Genomic DNA, 20,458 nt, shown 5'->3' on the forward strand with positions numbered 1-20,458 from the left:
AGAGTTCCAGACATCTGTAACGATCGTACGACATTATTTTGTAACGGTTGATCGATAACGAACGCGACTTCTCGCCTCCCGTTACGGGTAGGGCAGTAACTAAGAGATCGGAGAGTATATGGGTGTACTTGAGGGAAAAGTCGCAGTGGTGACGGGCGGAAACAGCGGAATTGGTCTAGCGACTGCGAATCGGTTCGTGGAGGAAGGGGCGTATGTCTTTATTACGGCCCGGCGTCAGAGCGAACTGGATAAAGCGGCCGCGGAGATCGGTCGGAATGTCACCGCGATCGCCGGAGATCTTGCGAAGCTCGAGGACATAGGCAACCTAGCTGAGATGGTGAAAGCCGAAAAGGGCGTTGTTGATATCATCGTCTCCAATGCCGGGTTCACGGAACGAGCTGCAATCGAAGACATCACTCCCGAACACTTCGATAAGAGCTTGAACGTGATGGCACGCGCGCCTGTGTTCCTGGTGCAGAAACTATTGCCGCTGATGACTCGAAAAGGTTCCATCATCCTGGTCAGCTCCGCGATGCACCAGATGGGCTTTGCTGGTCACACTGCCTATGCCGCCACTAAGGCAGCGAACAGGTCGTATGCTCGTACTTGGGCTGCGGAGTTCAAGGATCGCGGCATTCGCGCGAACACGCTCAGCCCTGGGCTGACTGATACTCCTATCCTTAATGGCCAGGCCGAGGGGCTCGATCGTCAGGAAGTCATCAATGGTTATGTCGGTGCAATTCCGCTCGGCAGGGCAGCCGATGCCGTAGAGATTGCGAATGCAGCAGTCTTCCTCGCTTCTGATCAGAGTTCGTACGTTACTGGCACCGATCTAATGGTGGACGGCGGGATCGGGCAGGTTTAGCCCAGCTACCCAGAATCTACGTATGCAAGCCTCATGCTCCTGCATACGGACAAGCACCAGAAACTTTCGCTCAATGGAGGGAGCATTCCGATGAAGATTGGAGTGGTTGGATCCGGCAGGATCGGTGGCCTTATTGGCACCTTATGGTCGCGAGCCGGGCACGAGGTACTGTTTTCGTCGCGTCATCCCGAGTCGCTGGCTGCCCTGGTTGAGGCGGCGGGAAACTCTACCCGCAGCGGGACGCCAGATCAGGCGATCTCATTCGGGGATGTAATTCTGCTCTCGATACCGTTTGGTGAGTTGCCTGAGTTTAGTCGCACCAAGCGGGAGGCGCTCTCGCAGAAGATCGTCCTGGAGACAGGGAACCCGAACCTCAAACGAGATGGGGAGATAGCCAGAAGCGTACTGGAGTCTGGACGCGGCACCGGCGTGTTTCTGCGCGAATGGTTTGCAGGAGTTCGTATCGTTCGCGTCTTCAACACCGTCTGGCACCCGGTCCTTGCCAAGGAAGCTCACCGCGCGGGACCGCGCGTTGGGATACCTCTCGCCTCGGACGATGAAGCTGCCCTTCGCATCGCCTCCAACCTTGTCGTTGATTCGGGCTTTGATCCAGTTGTCGTTGGCGCTCTCGACCGAGCGCGCGAGTTCGATATGGGCACGGCGGTCTATGACACTGGAATGTCCGGGCCTGAGGTTCGGAGGGCCCTGAATCTTTAGGCTCGGAAGTCCTCTTAAGTGATTCGGCCAACGAAATCCAGAATCTTGGAGGGGATTAGACCGTAGAGTTTACTCGCAGGCAATTTTCGGTTGGTGCGGGCGCGGCCGGAGCACTGGCCCTCTTGAACGGAAGTGCCAGCCTAGCCGCGACGAGGTGACAAAGGCATGCAAGGGCCGATCCGAGTCAACATCGTTTGTCCTGGCATGACGAAGACTGAAATGTGGGATGGGCTGCCCACTGAGAGTCGCGAATCCGGATCAATTTGGAGAAGCCGACTCAGTGCCACTTAGACGTTGACCGCCAGAAAGGACCTTTTGGGAAGATGAATCCAAGGACGCGATACTCCGAAAATGGAGTTGCCTCGCTCTGACGGTTCAAAGTTCGTCCAACTGCTCGACTCAATTTCCGGCATGAGCAAGCAATTCCACTGATGTAGAAAGAGGATTTTATGAAGTGGATCCTATCTGTCAAGAATCTACAGGGACTGTCGCTCGCTTTAGTCGCAGTGGGCCTGGTTCTCCCAATGGAAGCATCGGCACAGCAGGAGAAGCCGACCATTGCGAGTTTGAATGAACTTGGAGCCGAAGGCTCAATCCTCGCGCAGAGAGTGGGGCTTTGGGATGTGACGGAAACCGAATGGGCCTCTCCCACCGCGCCGCCCGTGACGACCAAAGGACTTGTGGCTGAGCGCGTCCTGATGGGAACGCTTCTACAGGAAATCATTCGCGAACCAGGGGCGCCTACTCCCAAGGCCGTGAAGCGCACGGATCTCTTGTCCTACACCCGGCTGCAGGGGCGTTGGGGATACGTCTCTTTCGATACCCGTGCGCCGGTTGGACTGATGCCAGCGTGGAGCGCGGGTAGAGGAGGCGGATCGACAATCAATCTGATATTCGAGCCGTTCGCTGTCCCCGCCTCGGGTGCAAGCGTGACTGGTCAACTCATCCTCATGGAACAAGTCATTCGTTTCGAAGGACCGGATAGAGATGTCAAGGATCAGTACTTTACGCCGGCAGATGGAACGGGAACGAAATGGCTCCGACACCGTTATGCCTATACTCGTCGTCCACAGTGACACCGTTAGTTATAGAAAGGCGCTTCTTGCCATCTATAGCGTTTGAGATACCTTCCTCCATGCTGGTTTCGCGTTGATCACGCCTCGTCCCACCACGCACCACATCGAGAGCCGGCGGGTCGACGGCACATGAGCGCAGGTGCAGCCGGCTCTTCGAGCCTGATTTGCCAAAATCTGCAAGCACAGTAAAGGGAGCGCTTGGTACCGGCGCCAACTCAGCGAGTGAAAGCTATGAGCTTTCTCGTTCGCCGCGTTCTCTGATTTCCCTGAGTGCGATAAGTCGGATCAAGATAGTCCCCGGATAAACAAATGCCCAGTAGAGCCGAAAGTTCGAGCGTGCCGTTTTTCCTATGGCCACAGCTCGTGTCTCCGTGCTTGCAATGGAAGTGTTGGCGGCGGAGGGTTCCACTCGGAGGGTCCATGCGATTTTGACCCATCCTGGCTGGTGAAAGCTTGTGAACTGTTCCGGCGTGGGGCCGTAGAAAATGGGGTGAGTGATCCAAGGTTGCGTAATGGCTCCGAAAACGAGTTCGTGACCCGTTCGCTCAGCAAGGAGGTTCCAGCCCCAGGCCTTGGCCTGTTCGACGAGGCCAAGGTCGCGTCGGCTTTGCCGGCTGGCGCCTCCCCAGAATGATCTCGCGAGATCTAAAGATTGCCCGAATAAGGCCGGAGCTTTGAAGATTAAGACTGCAGGCGTTAGAGAAGACCAAGTCGGCAGGTGCGGCAACGTGCGTCTGAACACGCTCTATGACGTCATAGTTGGGGAGCAGACGATCAAGGTACTGCTCTCCGCTTGCGTCGCGGGAATGGTCGGATCGTCCGTACCTGCGCCAGAGAAAGCCAACACAACAGGCATAGACTCCGAGCGCCAAAGAAGTGCCATAGGCGAGCCAGCGCAGCGAACGAACAGAATTCACGATTTCTCCTGAAAACGGATAATGTTTCGCTTAGACACCACTGCCGAGCTCGGATTGCTGCTTAAAGTGCGTAGTCCGTGTTGCTCACCCAGTTTGAGCCATTTGCTGCGTCCTCACCTGCGTGCCATTGGACCCACATGCTAAAAGCAACGCGGTATTCTTGGCCACAGACCTGTCATCGGAATGCGACCAAGTGAGATCACTGAGCGATGTGCCTTCGTAGCCCTTTCGCCAGAAAAGCGGGGTCGCCGTCTTGATGGCCGTGTCGATGTCGAACTTGCGTGGACGCCCCATAGCATCTCATTATTCTGTACCACACACTACATAACTTTGACACTGCCTGCATGGGTTCCTATAGTGTGCAATATAGAACCTGCTGGCGCGCAAGGTCTCCACCTCCGCCGCGCCCACCAGGGCATCTGCCGCGGAGCTCTGGGTGCTTGCATTGGCTTCGCCGAAGGGCGAAGACCAACTGAGGCCTAGGCGATAGTCGGGCTCACGCGCGCCTCTCCAGATGCTGTCCGCGTTGGAGAAGATAAACCGCTCATACTCCGGCAAGGGTGTAGTTTCATCGAGAGATCGCAGATTACGAAGGAATATCCCTTTAAACTGGGAACCGTCGCCGCCGCAGTCCGGCTCGCAGGGCTCATGAAGGACTCCGTTTGCTCCGACCAAGACTGGTGAGGAAAGCACAGCGGCAGCGATGCTTTGCGCAACCGGGAGCAGTGCGGAATTGCGGGTCGCGCGGGATAGCTCGGCCAGAGCTCCCAGGATGACACCCTGGTTGTAGGTCCATGCAGTCTTGTGATTATTGGTGCATCGCGCATCTAGACCGTCATTCACTAAATGATCCGCGCCGATCATCCCCGAGCGCGAGAACCATCGCCACTCGCGCATCGCCCACGCCCGATACTGCTGTCGCTCATGGGAGTTCTTCGCGCGCGAGGCAAGATGCGCGGCCACGGAAAGGAACAATTCATTGGCGATCGCATTCTTGTACTTGCGGTCCTTGCTCCACCAGATGCCTCCGGAGCAGGTGTCGTCCCAGCCTTCAGCCATATCCGCGAAGATGGACTTAGCCATCGAGAGGTACTGCCCATCGTTGGTCAAGTCATAGGCGTCGATCCAGGCCAGCGCCCACCATCCTTCGTCATCATAATAATTGTTGAGAAACCCGGGGAATTTCCTCTGGGCCGCGCTGAAGGTGTTCGAGAAAACCGGACCGAACTCCGAGGTTCCGCTTATCCGGGCGTAATCCGCCAAAGTAGTGATGGCATTTGCGGAGTTCCACCATCCAGTTGTGTTGTAAAGCCCGCTCCGCTGGTCATACAAGGTTTGAAGACTGCGGATCGCCAGCGCTGCCTTCTGCTTGTATGAAATGCTGGTGGCCGCTGCTGGAGCGGCGCACCAGCCGCGGCCGACGGAAACGGCGCACAACAACCAAGCGCCGACAATTAGCCAGCGACAGCGACTTTTCCAATTAACGCGCAAGAACATGCTTCGCTCCCGACCGGTTAAGATCGACACCTTGTCATCGTCGGTTTCACCGGCTGGACACCGTCATCGACGGCGGCGCCGCGTCTATAGCGCTTCCCCATCGACGGTTCGGCTCAGGTCCCATGGTCAGTATGAGCTTTCCGCCGTCGGCGATATCGGAGTGGCTGAACCAAGGTTTATTCCATGGCTTGCCATTCAGGGTTGCCGACTGGATATAGATGTTTCTGGCCGAGTTGCCGTGGGCCACAATGGTGAAATCCTTTCCGCTCCCCATGTGGATGACCGCCTGATCGAAGACTGGGCTGCCGAGGATGTAGTCCGGACTGGAGGGATCGACGGGATAGAATCCCAATGCGCTCATCACGTACCAGGAAGAAGTCGACCCTTGATCGTCCATGCCGGGAAAAGCGAGGCCATAGCGATCGCTGCCGTACATCGACGCGAGGATTTCTCGCGTGAGCTTCTGCGTCTTCCACGGCTGCCCGGCCCAATCATAGTAGTAGGCGGATTGCTGGTCCGGCTGGTTCCCCTGCACATATTGCCCGATGACGCCGGTGCAGTCGCGGCAGATGCCTTTGGCGGTATACGGCGTGTTGAAGAATTCATCCAATTTTGCAGCGAACTTCTCCCGGCCTCCGAGCAGATCTATCAAGCCCTGACCGTCGTGAGGCACCAGCCAGAGGGTCGACCACCCGGAAGCTTCCTTCATCATGAAGTTGTAGTACGGTTCTTTTGGGTCGAAGGGGGTGATCCACCTTCCATCCTCGGTTTTTCCGCGCATAAATCCTATCGACGGATCGAAGACATTCCGGTAGTTGTGAGCGCGCTGGAGAAACAACCGGTAATCGTCGTCGCGGCCAAGCTTTTTCGCATAGAGCGCGAGCGCGTAGTCGTCCCAGCTGTATTCGAGCGTGGTTGCCGCTCCGGCTTTGCCTCCCGCATACGGAGGACTCGGATTCCCGTCGGGGACGATGTCCGAGATCCAACCATTACGCATGTATTCGGCAAGATAGCCGCGTGGCCCGTGCGGATCTGTGGCATTCTTGCGTAAATACTCATAGACACCCGCATAATCGAACTTCAGCCCGCGCTCCCAGTCGCCCAGGTACATGAAAACGGCGTTGTCGCCGTGAAAGGATGTACCCATGTAACCTCTTTCGCGAGCCATGTCGAACTGCGAGCGTAGGATGTCTAATTTGGCATTGGGCTCGAGCAGGGTAAGCAGCACAATCTGGTTTCGTCCCGTATCCCAGAAGGGGACCTCGCCGTAGTGATCATAGGCGGCCTCTTCAATCTTGCCGCCGCGGACTACAAACTCGTCGCCTTTGCGCGCTACCAGGCGCGGGCTGGCGAAGGAATGATAGAGGCAGGAATAGAACAGCATCTTCTCCTTCTCTGTGCCGCCCTTCACTTCGATCCGGTTTAACTTCTCTGCCCAGGCGTGTTCCGCTTGCCGCTTCACCCGATCGAAGTCCCATTCGGGATCTTCTGCCTGCAATCTCTGCTCGGCCATCGCGTAGCTCAGCCCGGTCGCGACCTTCACCAATATCTGCTCGCCGCCGTTGGTGGCAAAACGCAGATAGGCGCCAGCGAAATTCCCAGAGATGGTGCGCGCCCCGGGATCGACTACGTTGTCTCCGAGCAGCGAGTCTCTTCGTCCCGTCGGCGGAATTTGTTTGAAAGCGCCACAGTCTCGAAAGGGCCGGGAAAATTCGGCTACGAAATACCTGTTGCCATGCGCAGACTTTCCCCGAAGGCTATGGTCGTTTACGATTTCGATGTCTCCGCCGCCGCCACCCCAATCGAGCAGGATGTGCGCCTTCTCCGTTTGCGGGAAGGTGAAGCGGAAGATTCCCGTCCATGCGGTCGCTGTCATCTCGGCTAGCGTGCGGTAATCGTCGAGATAGACGCTGTAGAATCCGGGCGAAGAGGTCTCGCGCATCTTGTCATATACGGAGGCGCTGCGCTCGGGAGGGACGGTCCAGTCGCCGACAATCGGCATGATCGTGGGGCTGTCTTCCGCCCCGGTCGAAAAGCCAAAGATCGTGCGATTAGGATAGAAATACGGGGCACGCACGCCGGCGGGAAAATTAAGGTCGAGGTTCGCGTTGATCGGGCCCAACTCGGTCGAGCTATGAGGCAGCATCGCGGCCGGCGAAGTAAAGCCCGAGTAAAGCTGCTCGCCCGGCGGCGGAGCGTTGCCGATCAGCTTTTGGTCGTCCAGCGGCGCTGTTCCGACCAGGCCGTTTGCGTATTCGAGCGGAGTCTTCGCGGAAGTCTTCTGCGCCAGGCCCGTTGAGTGAAGCAAGGTGGCGCAAAGCAGCGCGAGACTGGCAGCTTCGATCGATCTACCTACAACATACATCTTTGCGGCCCCTCAAATCCTCACTAGGATTACGATCGTTTCTTCTGGACTTCACCTGGCTGCCGGGACGAGAGTGACTGCGAACACCAGCACGTTTCGATTGCTGGGCAAAGTGAGGCTGCGCACTGTCTTTGCGGCGTCGAGAGCAAATGAATAGGCACAGAGATTGAACGGATTCCCGTCCTTCGAACCATCTCCCGCGAGCCGGTAAGGCATCCGCGCGGCGATCGATTCGCCGGGGAGATCGCCGCCGCCGGCCCAATCGCTCAGGCTCTGCGTGAACGAGGATGAGGAGCCATCGGTGTAGTTGACGGCGAAGGATTGCATTTCCTGGCTCCCTTCCACGCCGATGCCGAGTACCTTGAGGCTGGAGAAATTTCCGGGCGGCAACTCTATAGTCTTACCCGAGACAGCGTCGGGCGCGTTGGCTGGACCAAGCTTGAAGACGACCTCGTCTCCCACCGGATCCGCGCCGAGCGCCTCCGCCGAGAGAGAATATCCTCCTCCATCGAGGCTGGATGTGGCATCGAACTTCGAGCCGTCCTTATAGATGCCCGTCACGTTAAAAGCCGAAGAGAGATCCACCGGCACTGTTCCAGACAGGATGGGAGTTACGGCAACCTCGATCGCGACGCGATGCGACAAGTTCCCCGAGGTTCCTGCTATGGTGACCTCAGCTGTTGCTGGAGCGGCGGCACGGCTCGCGGTGAGCGTCATAACGTTGGCCCCCGTGGCGCTGTCCCGGTTGAAGGTTGCCGTAACTCCGTCGGGAACTCCCGAGGCGGAGAATTTCACCGTCCCGTTGAAGCTGCCTCTGGGCATGAGCAGCACGCCTGTTGTCGCGCTCCTGCCTTGGGAGACCGATATCCTTGGCGCGGCGGAGATGGTAAAGTCGGGAGCCCCGGCGTTGGGTGAGGGCAGGACGTCGTAGAGCGGCTGAGCGGGTTTCACTCCTGGGTTTTCATTGGCGACGGAGATGGCCATTAGGCGAATTTTCGGGTCGTTCGGCAGCTTTAGAGTCTTCGCTCCTGAGGGAAGATCCATCCCGTAGCCGTAAAGATAGGAGTAAGCGTAGGAGACATTCTTTCCTGAAGCATCATGGTGGTGGCTGCAATACCAAGCCAGGTCCGCGCGCTTGATGAAGCCGCGCTTGAGGCCGATCATCTCGCCGTAGTTGTCCTGCGAGGTGTCTCCTGAACTCCAGGAGCGATCGTCCCACTGCCCAATGAAGCCGCCCCAGTCTTCCACCTCGAATTGCTGCTTATTGCCGCCGGCTTCAAAGGTGGCCTTCCGGTCGCCATCGGCTGACGCGGCCAGGAAGTAAACCCGGTTGTAGTCGCCTGGCGGGAGATCGATCGTTTGTCCCTTGGCCGCGATTGCATCAGGCGTTCCTGTCTTAGCTTGGCCCAGGGCGAAGGTGACATCGTTGAAGGCGATTTTGGCGGGCAGCATCTCCGCCGGCAGGGCGTTGCCTTTGCCATCGAAGCCGGCCGTCGAGCGATCGCTGTCGTTGCTGGCGGCGGCGAGATCGTATTTCAGGGCCACAGGCGCGGAACGCACCGCTCCAGCTGCGCTTGCCGGAGAAGCCAACTTCAGCGCGAAGGCCCGCGGTTGATAGGCGGCAAAGGAAGTCACCAGCGTTCCGGAGTCCAACTGGGCCGGACCCAGGGGCTGCTCCTGGCCATTCACCTCGCGCGCGGTGGCGATGGGGGCAGCGAAGGAGACGCGAACATCGGACTGCGGTTTGCCGTCAAGCTCCACCAGCCGAACGACCACTTCGTCGCTTTTCTCCGCCTTCTTCACCGCCATGATGCGAATCCGGGGATTGCTCACCTTCACGAGCGAAAAGCTGCGGCCCAGCGGTCCGGCATGGTTCGCTGTCTGGAACGCGATCAGAGGCGCGTTCAGGCGTAGCGCCTGCCAGTCGGTCTGTCCTTCGCGCCATCCCGCGGCGTGGCCCGCGATGCCGTAGGTGAATTCGTGGTGGCCGATGTCCTGGGTGCTCTGGTCCGCGTATCCACCGGCAATGCCGGGGGTGCGAAGCAGAGTGAGCCGGATGGTACGATCGTTCGGCTTGTCCGATCCATTCTTGTCGTCGGTGAGGATCGTGGCGCCAAAGAGGCCGCTCATGTCAGTAAGATCGACCCACTGATGCGACGGTATCTCGAACTTCTTCGGCTGGGCGGTGGGACGTTGGATGGTCCCGATGTCCCAGTTGTAGGTGGCCATTTCATTCGATGCCGTCAGCGGGAAGGTCGCCTTTAGATTCGATTCCCTGGTATTCCAGTCGATGACATTGCCGAACTCGACGCGCTTGCCCGCATCGCCGGCCGACAACCGAATTGTCTGAACGAAGCGCGAGCCCGCCGTCTCGCGTGTGACTTCGAGAGCGACACGGACTGGGCCATTCTCTACGATACGAATTTTTGCCGGTCCGGAGACGTAAGCCTTGGGAGCAGCCTGCTCCTGGTCCCAGTCCATGTTCCAGGCCGGCCACAATTTGGGGTTGTCATAGGAGATGGCGAGCCGCGCGGGGGCGGAAAGAAGTTCGCGCCCCCCTTGCTTGTCGCCGATCTGCTTGGCAACGATGCTGGCGACGTCTCCCTCTTCGTTCAACTTGACAAGATAATACTCATTCTCCAGTTCGGTGTTCGTCACCCGCAGCTTGGAGGCGGCGGGAGCGTCGGTTGCTGGCGCGACATGGTAGACGGCATATCCGACGGAAGGCGCACTCGCCACGAAGACGACCTTGCCACCAGCCAATTGCGACTCGACCAGCTTGCCTTCCGCGTCCGTCACCCGAACCGCTTTGGGCAGGCCGCCGGGGAAGTCCACGTCGGCCTCGACCACATCCTGCCGCGCGATGTTCAGGGGATTGAAGACCACCACCGCCGCTCCGTCGCCTTGCGTGTCCAGGCTGGCAGCGACTCCCTGGGTCGCACTCTTGAGCACGTCGGAGAACTGGTTCATGGCGATCACGTCGTCGTTCCATGCGAACTCATAGGCCCTCGGGGTCGCGGTGCCCGCGGCTAAATCGTGGAAGTGCGCGCCCATGGCGAGTGTCCAGGCAGCGTTGAGGCGCTCCATCGGATAAGAACGGGCGCCTAGCCAGGAAGCGGCAATCGACGATTTCTCGGCGGCATCGGCGAGCAATTCTTCTTGCCTGATCCAGCGTTTCTGGTAGGCCTGGGAGGTCAACGAGCCGGCGGAGTGGTTGGTAAGCTCCATCTCTCCGGTGTAACGCGGAAGCGCGGCGGTCTCGGAGGGAGTAATGTCCCGGAACATCTGGTCTGCGGTAGCGGAGATCACATGCACCGGCCCCTCTCCTACCTGGACCGACGGCCACTCAGGGTGCTTCTCTCCGCGAATGACGAATGCATCGACGGGGGGAATAGCCACGCTGCCCCTGGTAACGATCGCTTCGAGGCGTTTGACCGACTCCTCGTCCGGAGCTCCGCCGATGTCGCCGGTGCCGTAGTAGTGGTAATCGGCGAATAATCCCGTGGCCTTGCCGTTGTTCAGGACGCGCTGGGCCCAGTCGCCCTGATAGCGTTGTTCGTTCTGACCGCGCCGCGCCGCCGCCAGCGCGGACTGTTCGTCGCGCAGAGCGAGAAACTCCTGGAGCAGCTTGGGATCGTAGGCGTGAGTCTCGCTATCGGACTTCTCCAGCTTCTGCTGCGCTTCGCCCAGCCGTTTTTCGAGGTCGGCGGCCGCGGGGTTCGGAGGCAGCGGGGCGAGCGGCTTGCTGAGGTCGGTAGTGATGCTGCCGCTATAAGCGCCGGGATTCAGCGCGGCAAGTACGCTCTGGCCGTCGGGGCCGACCCACACGCCGACATTGAAAGGGGTTCCCTCGGGGGTCTTCTCGATCGACTGCTGGCCTCCCGCGTTCGCCGAAGATCCCCATACCAGCTTCTGGGTCGAAAAGGCTTTGACGCCGGAGTGCGCGAGGATGGTCGGCAGCGAGGCGGGAAATCCGAAGCAGTCGGGCAGCATGTACTCCTCACTGGCCTTGCCGAACTCGGCGCGAAACCAATCGTTGCCGTAGAGCACCTGGCGGATGATTGCCTCGGCGCTGGGCGCGTTCACGTCCCCCTCTTCCATCGAAGAGCCGGCGGGGAACCATCGATTTGCAGCGATATACTGCTTCATTCGCGCAAAATCTTCGGGAAAATACTCCTTCATGAGGCGATAGCGGTTGGCCCCGCTGAAATTGAAAACATAGTGAGGATATTTGTCCAGCAGACGGAAGTTGTCTTCCATCGTCTTGCGCAGATATTCATCGATCACCTGCGGGTATTCCCAGCGCCACTCGGTGTCGAGGTGCGCGTAGCCGACGGCGTAGAGCGTAGGTTGCCGGCTCAGGTCCGGTGTTTCAGAGGACTGGGGCGCAGCGGCGGCAGTCATGGCCGCGGTCGCCAACAGCGCCGAGATCAAACGCTTGCGAAATTGTTGCGTCACTTCAGGTGTCTCCTTCTAGTTCCCGGCTGTAAGTCGCGGGAGATACTTGTACGACCGGCTCGATGAGAGAAACTATGTTTGCGCGAGGATGCACGCCAGGAGCACTGGGAGAATACGGGCGGCGGATGTGCGGCTGAACCAGTTCATGCGAGGCGTCTCCATTAGTGAAACAGGAACATAGCTGGGATCGGTGTGTGGAACTCCCGCGCGCCGGATCGGCCGGCGCGCGAAAGACTTTGCACTATGCGATTTTGTTAGAACGAGATCTTGCCGCCGATCTGTAGAACTCTCGGAAAGTTCTGCTGTTGCGCGCCGACCGCTCCGAAGCCGCTCCATCCAGAGGTTGGGCTGAAAGTGGCAGGCCCGTCGCCGGGATTGGTGTCAGGGCCGCCGAAGAGCACCGAGTTCAGCGAGTTGAATGCATCTAGCCGAAGACCGAAGGTCACCCTCTCGGTGATCGGCGTGTTCTTTTCCAGGGAGAGATCGAGGGTGGGGATGGTTGGATTGCGGACTTGCGCGGTCTTCCCCTCCAGGTTAGCCAGGCCGTAAGTCGGAATGCCTGTCCAGCAACTTGTGTTGCCGGAGAACCAGCGGCCGTTGCCGACAGACGTCCCGCCCGCCGGACGATAGCTGGTGCCGGGGCAGGTGTAGTAGTAGCCGGTGTTGACGCTCACCGGCGTTCCGCTCTGCGCATTGAAGACGCCGCTGAGCGTCCAGCCGTTGATGAGGTAGCCGACCGCCCTATCGGGATTGGCGACGAACATTCGGCCTTTTCCGAATGGCAGGTCATAGACGCTGGTGGCGGACAAGACATGGGTGCGGTCAGTTCCCGCGATCCAGTGCTGTTGGAAGGGGTCCTGGTAAGGCCAGCCATTCTGGTATCCGTCGCCATTGATGGTTTTGGAGTAAGTGTACGCGACCTGCAAGCTCAACCCGCGGCCGGCGCCGCCGGTGACCCGGCGATTCAGCTTTACTTCCAGGGCGTCATACCAGTTGCGTCCGAGCGGCGCGTTATACTGCCCAACCAGGCCTCTGCTGCCCGGGGAGCAATATTGGGATAACGGCAAGATCAACGCGACTGCCTGGACAGTGGTCGATGTGCCACACTGCCCCGGCCCGGACATGCCAGCAACGCCGTAATAGGGGTTAGGCACCTGCTGATTGAAGACCTGGGGATTGGCGATTGCCGCCTTGATCTGAGCCAGGCTTGCAGTCCCGTTGATCCACAGAAAGGTGCGAAGCCGGCTGGTGAAATTGCCGGCGTACCGCGCGTCGAGCACGATGCCGCCGGGCAGTTCGCGCTGGAAACCCAGGGATAGAATCTGCTCCATTGGAATCTTGCGGTCGGGGAAGTCGGATTGAACGCCGCCATTGCCGAGATCGGTCTCCAGTCCGAGGGTGTTTCCCGTCGGAGCGAGCAGGCCGCTGGCAAACGGCGAACCCGACTGGAAATTGCCCGTCGGCGTGTTTCCTCCGTCCGTCGAGGTAGTGTAATTCGTCGACTGATACGAGCCGATGTTGGAACCGCCCTCCAGGCCATAGGAGTACATGAGGCCCCATCCGCCGCGGACCACGGTCTTCGGGTCAACCACAAAGGCGAAGCCGAGTCTTGGCCCGACGTTCGACCAATCGGTGTTGTAGGCGTCGCGCGATTGGCCATCGACCCCGGTGAACAATACGCCGCCCAAAACCTGGTCGAGCGAAGCCGGACTGATGCCGGCTGCCGTCCAGGCGGACTGATTGGAGCCGTTTGCGACATTGGCCTGATAAGTCGCATTGTTGCTTATCGGGTTCACACAGGTGAGGCAAAGGCCGCGATTGAGACCGTTGAAACGGTCCCTGAGTCCGCGCTGAACATCGTAGCGGATGCCCAGGTTCAGTGTCAGGCGAGGGTTCACGCGCCAGTTGTCCTGGAAGTAGACCGCCCATACCGGCTGGCCCTCCATGACCGTCCGGTTCCAGTCGATATTGCCAGGACCCACGTTCGTATTCTCGGGTTGAGAAGGGACGCCTAAATACAGCGAAGCGAGGGCGGAACCGTTGGGCGCGTTCGACGTGCAGGTATTATTGTTGCCCGAGGCGGCCGTGGCGGGATAGCAGTTCTTGTTCTGTGGATTGTATTGCGTGAATCCTGAACCGAAGCCGAAGGTGCCATTCGCATGTCCGACGTTGCCTGGATTGCCGTACTGAAATTCGTCGATCTCGCCCCCGAATTCGAGGGTGTGCGCTCCCGCTGTCTTGGTGAGATCCGCATCGAGCGTGAAGTTGTTGGTGATATCCAGGTTGGATACGTTTCCGAAGACGGTCCGATCGCCGACGAGGCCGGTACCCCAATTGTCGCCGACGTTGAATTCAGGCAGGAATCTCGATGTTGTCGTGGGGGGAAGCGGCAACGACAGCCCAAGGGTGCTCGGGTCGCTTTGCTGGGATAGATCGCCATCCGGCGAAGCCTCCAGGAAGCGGTCGAACGATATTTTGAAGTCGCCCAGGAGGCTCGGCGAGAAGACATGGGTGACATCCTGCGATGCGACCCAGTTCTGATGGATCCAATTGATGTTCCCGTTGGCCGCGACTCCGCTCAGACCGTTGTTGCTGCGGAATTCCGTTCCATGCCAGTACAGGAAGTAGCTGTAGAGCTTGGTCTTCTCGGTCAAGTTATAGTCGACCCGAATCTGCGGCTGGTTGTAGTCGTAGAGATCGGGGTTGTGCCCGAGATAATTGTTGCCCTTCACCAGATTCTGCGTCCCAGGAATATTAGGCAGCGGAATAAACTTCAGGACGGCGGCAGCCGTGGGGTTGATCTGGGCGCCGGGAATCGCATTGTTCGCGAAGGGCAGCTGCGCCACATGATTGCTGTTGCACGCGGTGACTGGCCCGCCATCCAGACAATAGGCTGTTCCAGGCTGATAGATGGGAAGTCCGGTCGGAAACTCGGCGGGGTCCATCGTTTGGACGAGGCTGAAATCGACCCCAGGATTCCCGTTGTACCCAGGACGCAGGAAGGCTGGAGGTACGTTGGTCAGAAGCGTACTCCCGATAGATTGCCGGTAGCCTTCGAAGCCGAAGAAGAAGAAGAGCTTGTTCTTAATGATCGGGCCGCCGGCGGTGATCCAGAATTGGTTCTGAACCTCTCCCTGGCGCGGCGTGCCGCTAAGGTTGTTTTGGAAGTTGTTCGCGTTCATGAAACCACCTTCGTAGGCGTACCTCGCGGTGCCATGATATTGGTCGCCGCCGGCCTTGCTGACGATGTTGACTGTGCCGCCGCTCGTCCTTCCAAAACGGGCGTCGTATGTCGAAGTCATCACGTTCACTTCCTCGATGCTGTCGATGTTGGGAGAGACCGTCCATTCTCCTGGGCTGTGGTTGCCATAGCCGGTCTGGCTGGTGATGTTGACTCCGTTCAGGGTGAACTGGTTGTTTCCGACGATGCCTCCGCCGATCGTGTAGGAATTCGTGACATCCCACCCGCGAGTGCCTGAATTTCCAGCCGGTCCAAACCCGGTGGTGGTGAACTGGCTCCCCGGAGTGGTGCCAATCAGCATGTAGGACTGGCCGCCGTTCAGTGGCACGCCTTCCAGTTCGCGCTGATCGAGCACGGTGCTGCCTGACGCGGTGGAAGTCTCCAACTCCGCCGGCGCGGTTGTCACCTCGACCCGCTGGCTGAGAGAACCGACCTCCAGCTTGAAGTTCTGTGTGAACGTCTGGGCGGCCAACAGGAGGACCTTGTCCTGGACGGTGGTCTTGAAGCCGGCGGCGGTCGCGGTCACGGTGTAAGTGCCGGGAAGCACGTACGGGATGTAGTAGTCGCCTTTGCTGCTCGATTTGGCGGTGTAGGAGGTCCCCGATTCACGTTGACGGCGGCGATGGTGGCGTTCTGAATGAGCGCCCCGGAGGGGTCGGAGACTTGCCCGGTGAGGACCGCGCGGAACTCCTGCGCGTGGATCTGGAAAACAGCGAACATGAGCGCGAGCAGCAACGCCCCTTTCATTCCCGAGCTGATATGACGGTGCATTTGGACCTCCAAAATTGTTTGTTGGCGGGCAGTTGTTGTCTTTGCTCCGGAGCATCTCTCCCCCGGGATTTCTATCCATGGAATCCATTCCATGACCGCATGGTAAGGATTCCATTGCAGAAACGGATTCTCCTCCGGACATTTATTCCGTGTCAAGAACTTTTCGGGGAGTCGTCTTTTTTGGGACCTCTTGCCGAGGCGCGAACCTTCCGCCCGGATCTTCGATCTCCGGAAGAATGGCCGACATTACTTTCGCTACGAGCGCGCGGGTGCTCGTAGAACTTCATTTGCCTGAGGGAACTCAGCCCATCGATGACGAACAGCCGCACGAGCGGCGCCGGATCAGACAGGTTTTCAGCTGGACCTGATGCGGAGAGGGAGGCGAGACATCTTGGTCCGAGCCGTGAGGACGGAGCAGTCGCTCAAATAGGAGCTCGGCAGCGACCCGCCCGAACTCCTTGATGGGTTGCTGGACGACCGTAATGGAAGGACGCACGGTGCCCGCCAAAGAGAAATCGTCATAGCCCAGGAGAGCCACCTGGTCCGGGACCAGGATGTTGAGTTCCTGCAGCGCCTCGAATGTATGGATGGTGGCGCTGTTCTTGAGCGTAAAGATCGCGTCGGGCGGCTCGGGCGCTGCCATGAGGCGCTTGACGGCGCGGTGCGCGGACGGATAGTCGAGGGTCGAGGTGTCGAGCATACAGTCGAGGCCGGAGGATCGCATTGCATTCCGGTAGCCGCGGATCCGCTCGTGAATGGTGTAGAGGCTTGCCTCCCCGGTCAGGCAAACGATGCGTTTGTAGCCATGTTGGATGAGGTGTTCGGTGGCGTGCCGCGCCCCGGCGAAATTATCCGCCACCACTGATGGAATTGTTGAGTCGGCGATCGGACGATCCATGGCGACGATGGGCATAGAGAGGCTCTGGAGGAGATCGCGCAAGGTCTTGCTCTTCGAGTCCGCAGGCGCAATGATGAACCCGTCCGCGCGGCGGCGCGTGAGCACATTCACACCCTCCAACTCGGCTTGGGGATCGTTCTGCGTTGTGATTACGATCAGCAGGGAATCATTGGCGCGTGCGATCGCCTGAGCCGCCTCCGCGCAGCTGGAAAAAAACGGATCGGCGATGCTGGGGACCACAAAACCGATGGTCCGGGTCCGCGCTCCCTTTAAGACCCGAGCCGCTTCGTTCGGATGGTAGCCCAGGTTTGCGATGACGCGGCGAACCCGCGCCAACGTCTTCGGATCCACTCGCTCGCCTCCGTTGATGACTCGGGAGACAGTGGTTGTTCCGACACCGGCCTTCTTTGCCACTTCGCTAAGCGTAGGATGCTTGCTTTTCTTTGTCATTTTGAAGTCGGGGCAGGATCGAGACCATCTTACTCGATGGCGCCCGATCAAGAGTGGCAGACCCGGGCTTGACAAGAGAACGGACGAGCGGATAGTTTTTGGGCGCGAGTGGAATCGTTACCATTCGCGTCCGCGAACCGCTTCGCGGACTTCCGCTTCTCGGCCCAGGGCGGCAGAGAAAAACGCTTCCTATCGCAGAGGAATTCTATGTCTATCTCCCGCAGGACCTTCCTGACACTGAGCGGCGCCGCCACTGGAGCAAGCGCGTTGCGGGTTCCGGCTTTAGCGCAACCCGACGATTACACTTCGGATCACGGCCTCTATTGGCCGCCGAATCAGGCGCTGCCGATTTTTCCGGAGGCTGTTCACTTGGATGCCGCCGATCTAACCGCGCTCGACGGCGACCAGCAAGGGTTGCTGGTTTCTCTCCAAGGGATTGTTAACCGCCGTCGGCCCCGACTGTATTTTTACTGGGGCACGGATCCCACCAACCTCGAGTGGCTCAAAACTATCCGCGTAAGCTCGACGATCTCCAAGGATCCATGGTCGCTGTTCGAAAGGTATCGCGACGAAGTGAAAGGCGCGATCGTCTTTGACCCAAACGTTCCAGACACCATCAACCTGGCGACGACATTGGCCGGTATGTGCAGGGCGGTGATCGCAACCGCGGAGCTTGCGGCCGCCCACAACCTGCCGGTAATTGAGGACCTCCGCAGCCGCTTCGCGGACAAATTTGCCGTATACAACTACGCGCTGAGCGAGGTGTGGCCAAAGTGACCAGACGGATGGCCACGGCGATTAGCCCGTCGACTACTCAGCAGGTGGCTAACCTACCATGGACCACTCTGCTCGAAGTTACAGCCCCGGTTACCGACGCGTCGAACAAAACCACGTATACCGTGGACCTCTCTCCGTTCCTTAGCGGCGGTCCTTCCGTCTATGTGAGATACCAGGATGCTTACTCGAATACGGGCTGGGGGCCTTCGGTCTCGCAGGTGACGGTGACAGCGGATGGAAATGCGATCGCGTCCTTCCAGCCAGGCACCCCGGCGGAGACCTTTCCTCTTTGACGCGGACGGTTCGCAGCTAGCATCCGGATGGCGCTTCGCGGATGGCACAAACTATTTTATTTACAAGTTCACGCCGCCCGCCGGTACCAAGCAACTCACGCTTTCGACCCTCATGTGGAACCAGTATCTCCTGACCGCGACCAACACCGCCCCAAGCTACCAAGTGGTGAATCCACTCTTTCGCGATTACATTGTGGCGAACTCGGCGCCGGTGTTCTGGCTCGATCCCAATGTAACCGAGGAAGCGGCCCTGTTCGCGAAGATCCTAAACATATTCGATCCAGACACTGCTTACCTTGGTTGGTTCCCGAACGGCGACGAGATGCCCGGCGTCACACTATGTGCGCAGAATTCCGCCTACGTTGTGGCGGCCGACGTTTTTTACAACGCCACAGCTTTTAGCGGCGTGCGGGCCCCGATCCGCCGCACCCAGCCTCCGGCGATCGTTCCGCAGCTCCAGAGCAAGATTTATCTCGCCCTTATCATGGTGGAAGGCGATAACATCCAATACGACCAGCATCGCATGCGGCAGATGTGGGACGATCCCACCCGCGGTCAGGTGCCGCTTGGCTGGAGCATCAGCGTGCTGCTGCGGGACATCGCGCCGTCGATGCTTTCCTATTATCAGGAGACGCAGACGCCAAACGATCTTCTGGTAGCGGGGCCGTCGGGGGCCGGGTACACCTATCCTGCCATGTGGCCTAACTCGACTCTGCCCGGATACATGAAACGCACCGGCGAATACATGCGACGCGCCGGCATGCGGACCTTGTTTGCCTATAACCGAGATAACAGCACCGATCTCGCTCTAACAACTGGCCTGGTGGATCTCTATAAGTCGAATATTCCAGGGCTGGAGGGAATCGTGTATAACTACGAGACTTCAAGCCAGGTAAGCCTGATCGACGATCTGCCGGTGGCGACACTGCTGGGCGTTAACGATACATCGAGTGGAGTTCCGGCGCTGACGGCGATTGCGGAGAATTGGAGCGGAACAGCGCCTCTCTTCGTGGCCGCGGGACTCGAATCGTGGAACATGATGCCAGCGGATGCGCAAACGCTGGTCAATTCACTCGGACCGCAGTTTGAAGTCGTGCGATTGGATGTGTTCTTTCGACTGACGAGAGCCGCCCTCTCTAAATCGCAACACTGAGATGCCGCCGCTCAAGCTGTCAAGAGCGGCGGCGGCCTCAGAGTATCCGAGATATCACACCGAAAGTTGAGGAGGCGAGGAAGGGTCTCCATGTCGGCGTCAGCGCTCTCGACCAAAAGGAAGTCCGGCGACTGGACGCTCGACAGCAGCCAGGGCCAGGCGTCCTCGGAAATAGCGATCGTCATTCTTGTTTCAGATGGGGGCATCGATTGAACGGATCATCCACAACCGACGTCGATTCCGACAAGGTCCGGCGGATGGATCATCATCTCCACCTTTTGGAGGACGCGTCCTGGTTGATAGGGAGTTAATATTCTCTCGCGGACTCGCGGCGTTGTTAAATATCGCTGGTTGAAATGCTTTGCCGAGTTCGCGAATTCCTGGAGGCACTCCCCGTGGCTTACATCACTTTGCCAATTGCCGAGCAGTTGGGCCGGGAATTTCCTGGTATCGTCGGGCCGATGACCTTTCGTCCGGAAACCGCTGCTCCTATCAATGACCTGGTTAATATCCTGCTGCGAGGGGAAAGTACCCTCACTCCGGGGGAACGCGAGCTCATCGCCACTCATGTTTCCTGGCGCAACGATTGCTTCTTCTGCCAGACCATTCACGGCGCAGTCGCCGCAGCGCAACTCGGCCATGATGAACAATTGGTGCAGACGGTCAAAACAGACTGGATCAACGCCGACATCAGCCCCAAGATGAAAGCTCTCCTAAACATCGCCGGGAAAGTCCAGATCGGCGGTAAACAGGTGATAGAAGACGATGTCGCAGCCGCGCGAGCTGAGGGCGCCACCGATCTCGAGATTCACGATACCGTCCTGATTGCGGCTGTCTTTTGCATGTGCAACCGCTATGTCGACGGTCTCAACACCTGGGCGCCGACCGAGATGAATATTTACCGCGCCAATGCGGCGCAGATCGTGGCACGGGGATACTCCGCTGTGACTGAAACCGCTATAGCAAAGGCGTCTCGCTGA

At 58.9% G+C, this 20,458-nt stretch carries 14 protein-coding genes; 8 read left to right on the plus strand and 6 right to left on the minus strand.

Translation table 11 applies throughout. From position 1 onward, the window contains the following. Positions 1-118: 118 nt before the first annotated feature. From ACPOL_RS12055 to ACPOL_RS12065, 3 genes are all read left to right on the plus strand, one after another. Entirely contained in the window at positions 119-865 is a 747-nt protein-coding gene (locus tag ACPOL_RS12055; RefSeq protein ID WP_114207286.1) for an SDR family NAD(P)-dependent oxidoreductase, read from the plus strand. A 90-nt stretch (positions 866-955) separates the two neighbouring features. Next, complete coding sequence (locus ACPOL_RS12060) at positions 956-1,582, plus strand: NADPH-dependent F420 reductase (protein WP_114210795.1); 627 nt, start codon at positions 956-958, stop codon at positions 1,580-1,582. Between the two features lie 449 nt (positions 1,583-2,031). Then, the gene (locus ACPOL_RS12065; RefSeq protein ID WP_114207287.1) at positions 2,032-2,658 is read left to right on the plus strand and encodes a hypothetical protein; all 627 of its coding nucleotides are present in this window, start codon (positions 2,032-2,034) and stop codon (positions 2,656-2,658) included. Between the two features lie 1,220 nt (positions 2,659-3,878). On the opposite strand, the gene ACPOL_RS12080 is transcribed toward ACPOL_RS12065, so the two are convergent. The 6 genes from ACPOL_RS12080 to ACPOL_RS12100 form a co-directional block, all read right to left on the minus strand. After that, positions 3,879-5,072: a glycoside hydrolase family 76 protein gene (locus ACPOL_RS12080; RefSeq protein WP_114207289.1), complete on the minus strand. Its 1,194-nt coding sequence runs from the start codon at positions 5,070-5,072 to the stop codon at positions 3,879-3,881. 46 nt (positions 5,073-5,118) lie between these two features. After that, positions 5,119-7,437 carry a GH92 family glycosyl hydrolase gene (locus tag ACPOL_RS12085; protein WP_114207290.1) on the minus strand — a complete coding sequence of 773 codons (2,319 nt, stop codon included), beginning with the start codon at positions 7,435-7,437 and terminating at the stop codon, positions 5,119-5,121. A 51-nt stretch (positions 7,438-7,488) separates the two neighbouring features. Then, positions 7,489-11,895, minus strand: a complete 4,407-nt coding sequence (locus ACPOL_RS12090) for an alpha-mannosidase (protein ID WP_236657425.1) — start codon at positions 11,893-11,895, stop codon at positions 7,489-7,491. Positions 11,896-12,149: 254 nt separating this feature from the next. Continuing rightward, positions 12,150-15,683 (minus strand): TonB-dependent receptor, encoded by a 3,534-nt coding sequence (locus ACPOL_RS12095; RefSeq protein WP_236657426.1) that lies wholly within the window; start codon positions 15,681-15,683, stop codon positions 12,150-12,152. Next, a complete protein-coding gene (locus tag ACPOL_RS34700) occupies positions 15,659-15,907 on the minus strand; it encodes a peptidase associated/transthyretin-like domain-containing protein (RefSeq protein ID WP_236657427.1) in 249 nt (82 codons plus the stop codon). The genes ACPOL_RS12095 and ACPOL_RS34700 overlap by 25 nt, the downstream gene beginning before the upstream one ends. A gap of 301 nt (positions 15,908-16,208) precedes the next feature. Continuing rightward, positions 16,209-17,255 (minus strand): LacI family DNA-binding transcriptional regulator, encoded by a 1,047-nt coding sequence (locus ACPOL_RS12100; protein ID WP_114207292.1) that lies wholly within the window; start codon positions 17,253-17,255, stop codon positions 16,209-16,211. 207 nt (positions 17,256-17,462) lie between these two features. Between ACPOL_RS12100 and ACPOL_RS12105 the strand changes: the two genes are divergently transcribed. From ACPOL_RS12105 to ACPOL_RS12115, 5 genes are all read left to right on the plus strand, one after another. Continuing rightward, positions 17,463-18,032, plus strand: coding sequence for a GxGYxYP domain-containing protein (locus tag ACPOL_RS12105; protein ID WP_114207293.1), 570 nt, complete (start codon positions 17,463-17,465; stop codon positions 18,030-18,032). Then, complete coding sequence (locus ACPOL_RS33130; protein ID WP_150132974.1) at positions 18,029-18,325, plus strand: hypothetical protein; 297 nt, start codon at positions 18,029-18,031, stop codon at positions 18,323-18,325. The genes ACPOL_RS12105 and ACPOL_RS33130 overlap by 4 nt, the downstream gene beginning before the upstream one ends. After that, entirely contained in the window at positions 18,267-19,478 is a 1,212-nt protein-coding gene (locus ACPOL_RS12110; protein ID WP_114207294.1) for a GxGYxYP domain-containing protein, read from the plus strand. The genes ACPOL_RS33130 and ACPOL_RS12110 overlap by 59 nt, the downstream gene beginning before the upstream one ends. 90 nt (positions 19,479-19,568) lie before the next feature. Beyond that, positions 19,569-19,691, plus strand: coding sequence for a hypothetical protein (locus ACPOL_RS35475; RefSeq protein ID WP_275066514.1), 123 nt, complete (start codon positions 19,569-19,571; stop codon positions 19,689-19,691). Positions 19,692-19,873: 182 nt separating this feature from the next. Then, positions 19,874-20,458: a carboxymuconolactone decarboxylase family protein gene (locus tag ACPOL_RS12115; RefSeq protein WP_236657428.1), complete on the plus strand. Its 585-nt coding sequence runs from the start codon at positions 19,874-19,876 to the stop codon at positions 20,456-20,458.

It is taken from the genome of Acidisarcina polymorpha, assembly GCF_003330725.1.
Classification (GTDB): domain Bacteria; phylum Acidobacteriota; class Terriglobia; order Terriglobales; family Acidobacteriaceae; genus Acidisarcina; species Acidisarcina polymorpha.

Bases quoted from the DNA above. Each gene is read 5' to 3' on its own strand.
- ACPOL_RS12110 (WP_114207294.1), top strand. From the start codon at position 18,267: ATGGAAATGCGATCGCGTCCTTCCAGCCAGGCACCCCGGCGGAGACCT.
- ACPOL_RS12055 (WP_114207286.1), top strand. From the start codon at position 119: ATGGGTGTACTTGAGGGAAAAGTCGCAGTGGTGACGGGCGGAAACAGC.
- ACPOL_RS12085 (WP_114207290.1), bottom strand. From the start codon at position 7,437: ATGTATGTTGTAGGTAGATCGATCGAAGCTGCCAGTCTCGCGCTGCTT.
- ACPOL_RS12065 (WP_114207287.1), top strand. From the start codon at position 2,032: ATGAAGTGGATCCTATCTGTCAAGAATCTACAGGGACTGTCGCTCGCT.
- ACPOL_RS35475 (WP_275066514.1), top strand. From the start codon at position 19,569: ATGTCGGCGTCAGCGCTCTCGACCAAAAGGAAGTCCGGCGACTGGACG.
- ACPOL_RS12105 (WP_114207293.1), top strand. From the start codon at position 17,463: ATGTCTATCTCCCGCAGGACCTTCCTGACACTGAGCGGCGCCGCCACT.
- ACPOL_RS12080 (WP_114207289.1), bottom strand. From the start codon at position 5,072: ATGTTCTTGCGCGTTAATTGGAAAAGTCGCTGTCGCTGGCTAATTGTC.
- ACPOL_RS12100 (WP_114207292.1), bottom strand. From the start codon at position 17,255: ATGACAAAGAAAAGCAAGCATCCTACGCTTAGCGAAGTGGCAAAGAAG.
- ACPOL_RS34700 (WP_236657427.1), bottom strand. From the start codon at position 15,907: ATGCACCGTCATATCAGCTCGGGAATGAAAGGGGCGTTGCTGCTCGCG.
- ACPOL_RS12060 (WP_114210795.1), top strand. From the start codon at position 956: ATGAAGATTGGAGTGGTTGGATCCGGCAGGATCGGTGGCCTTATTGGC.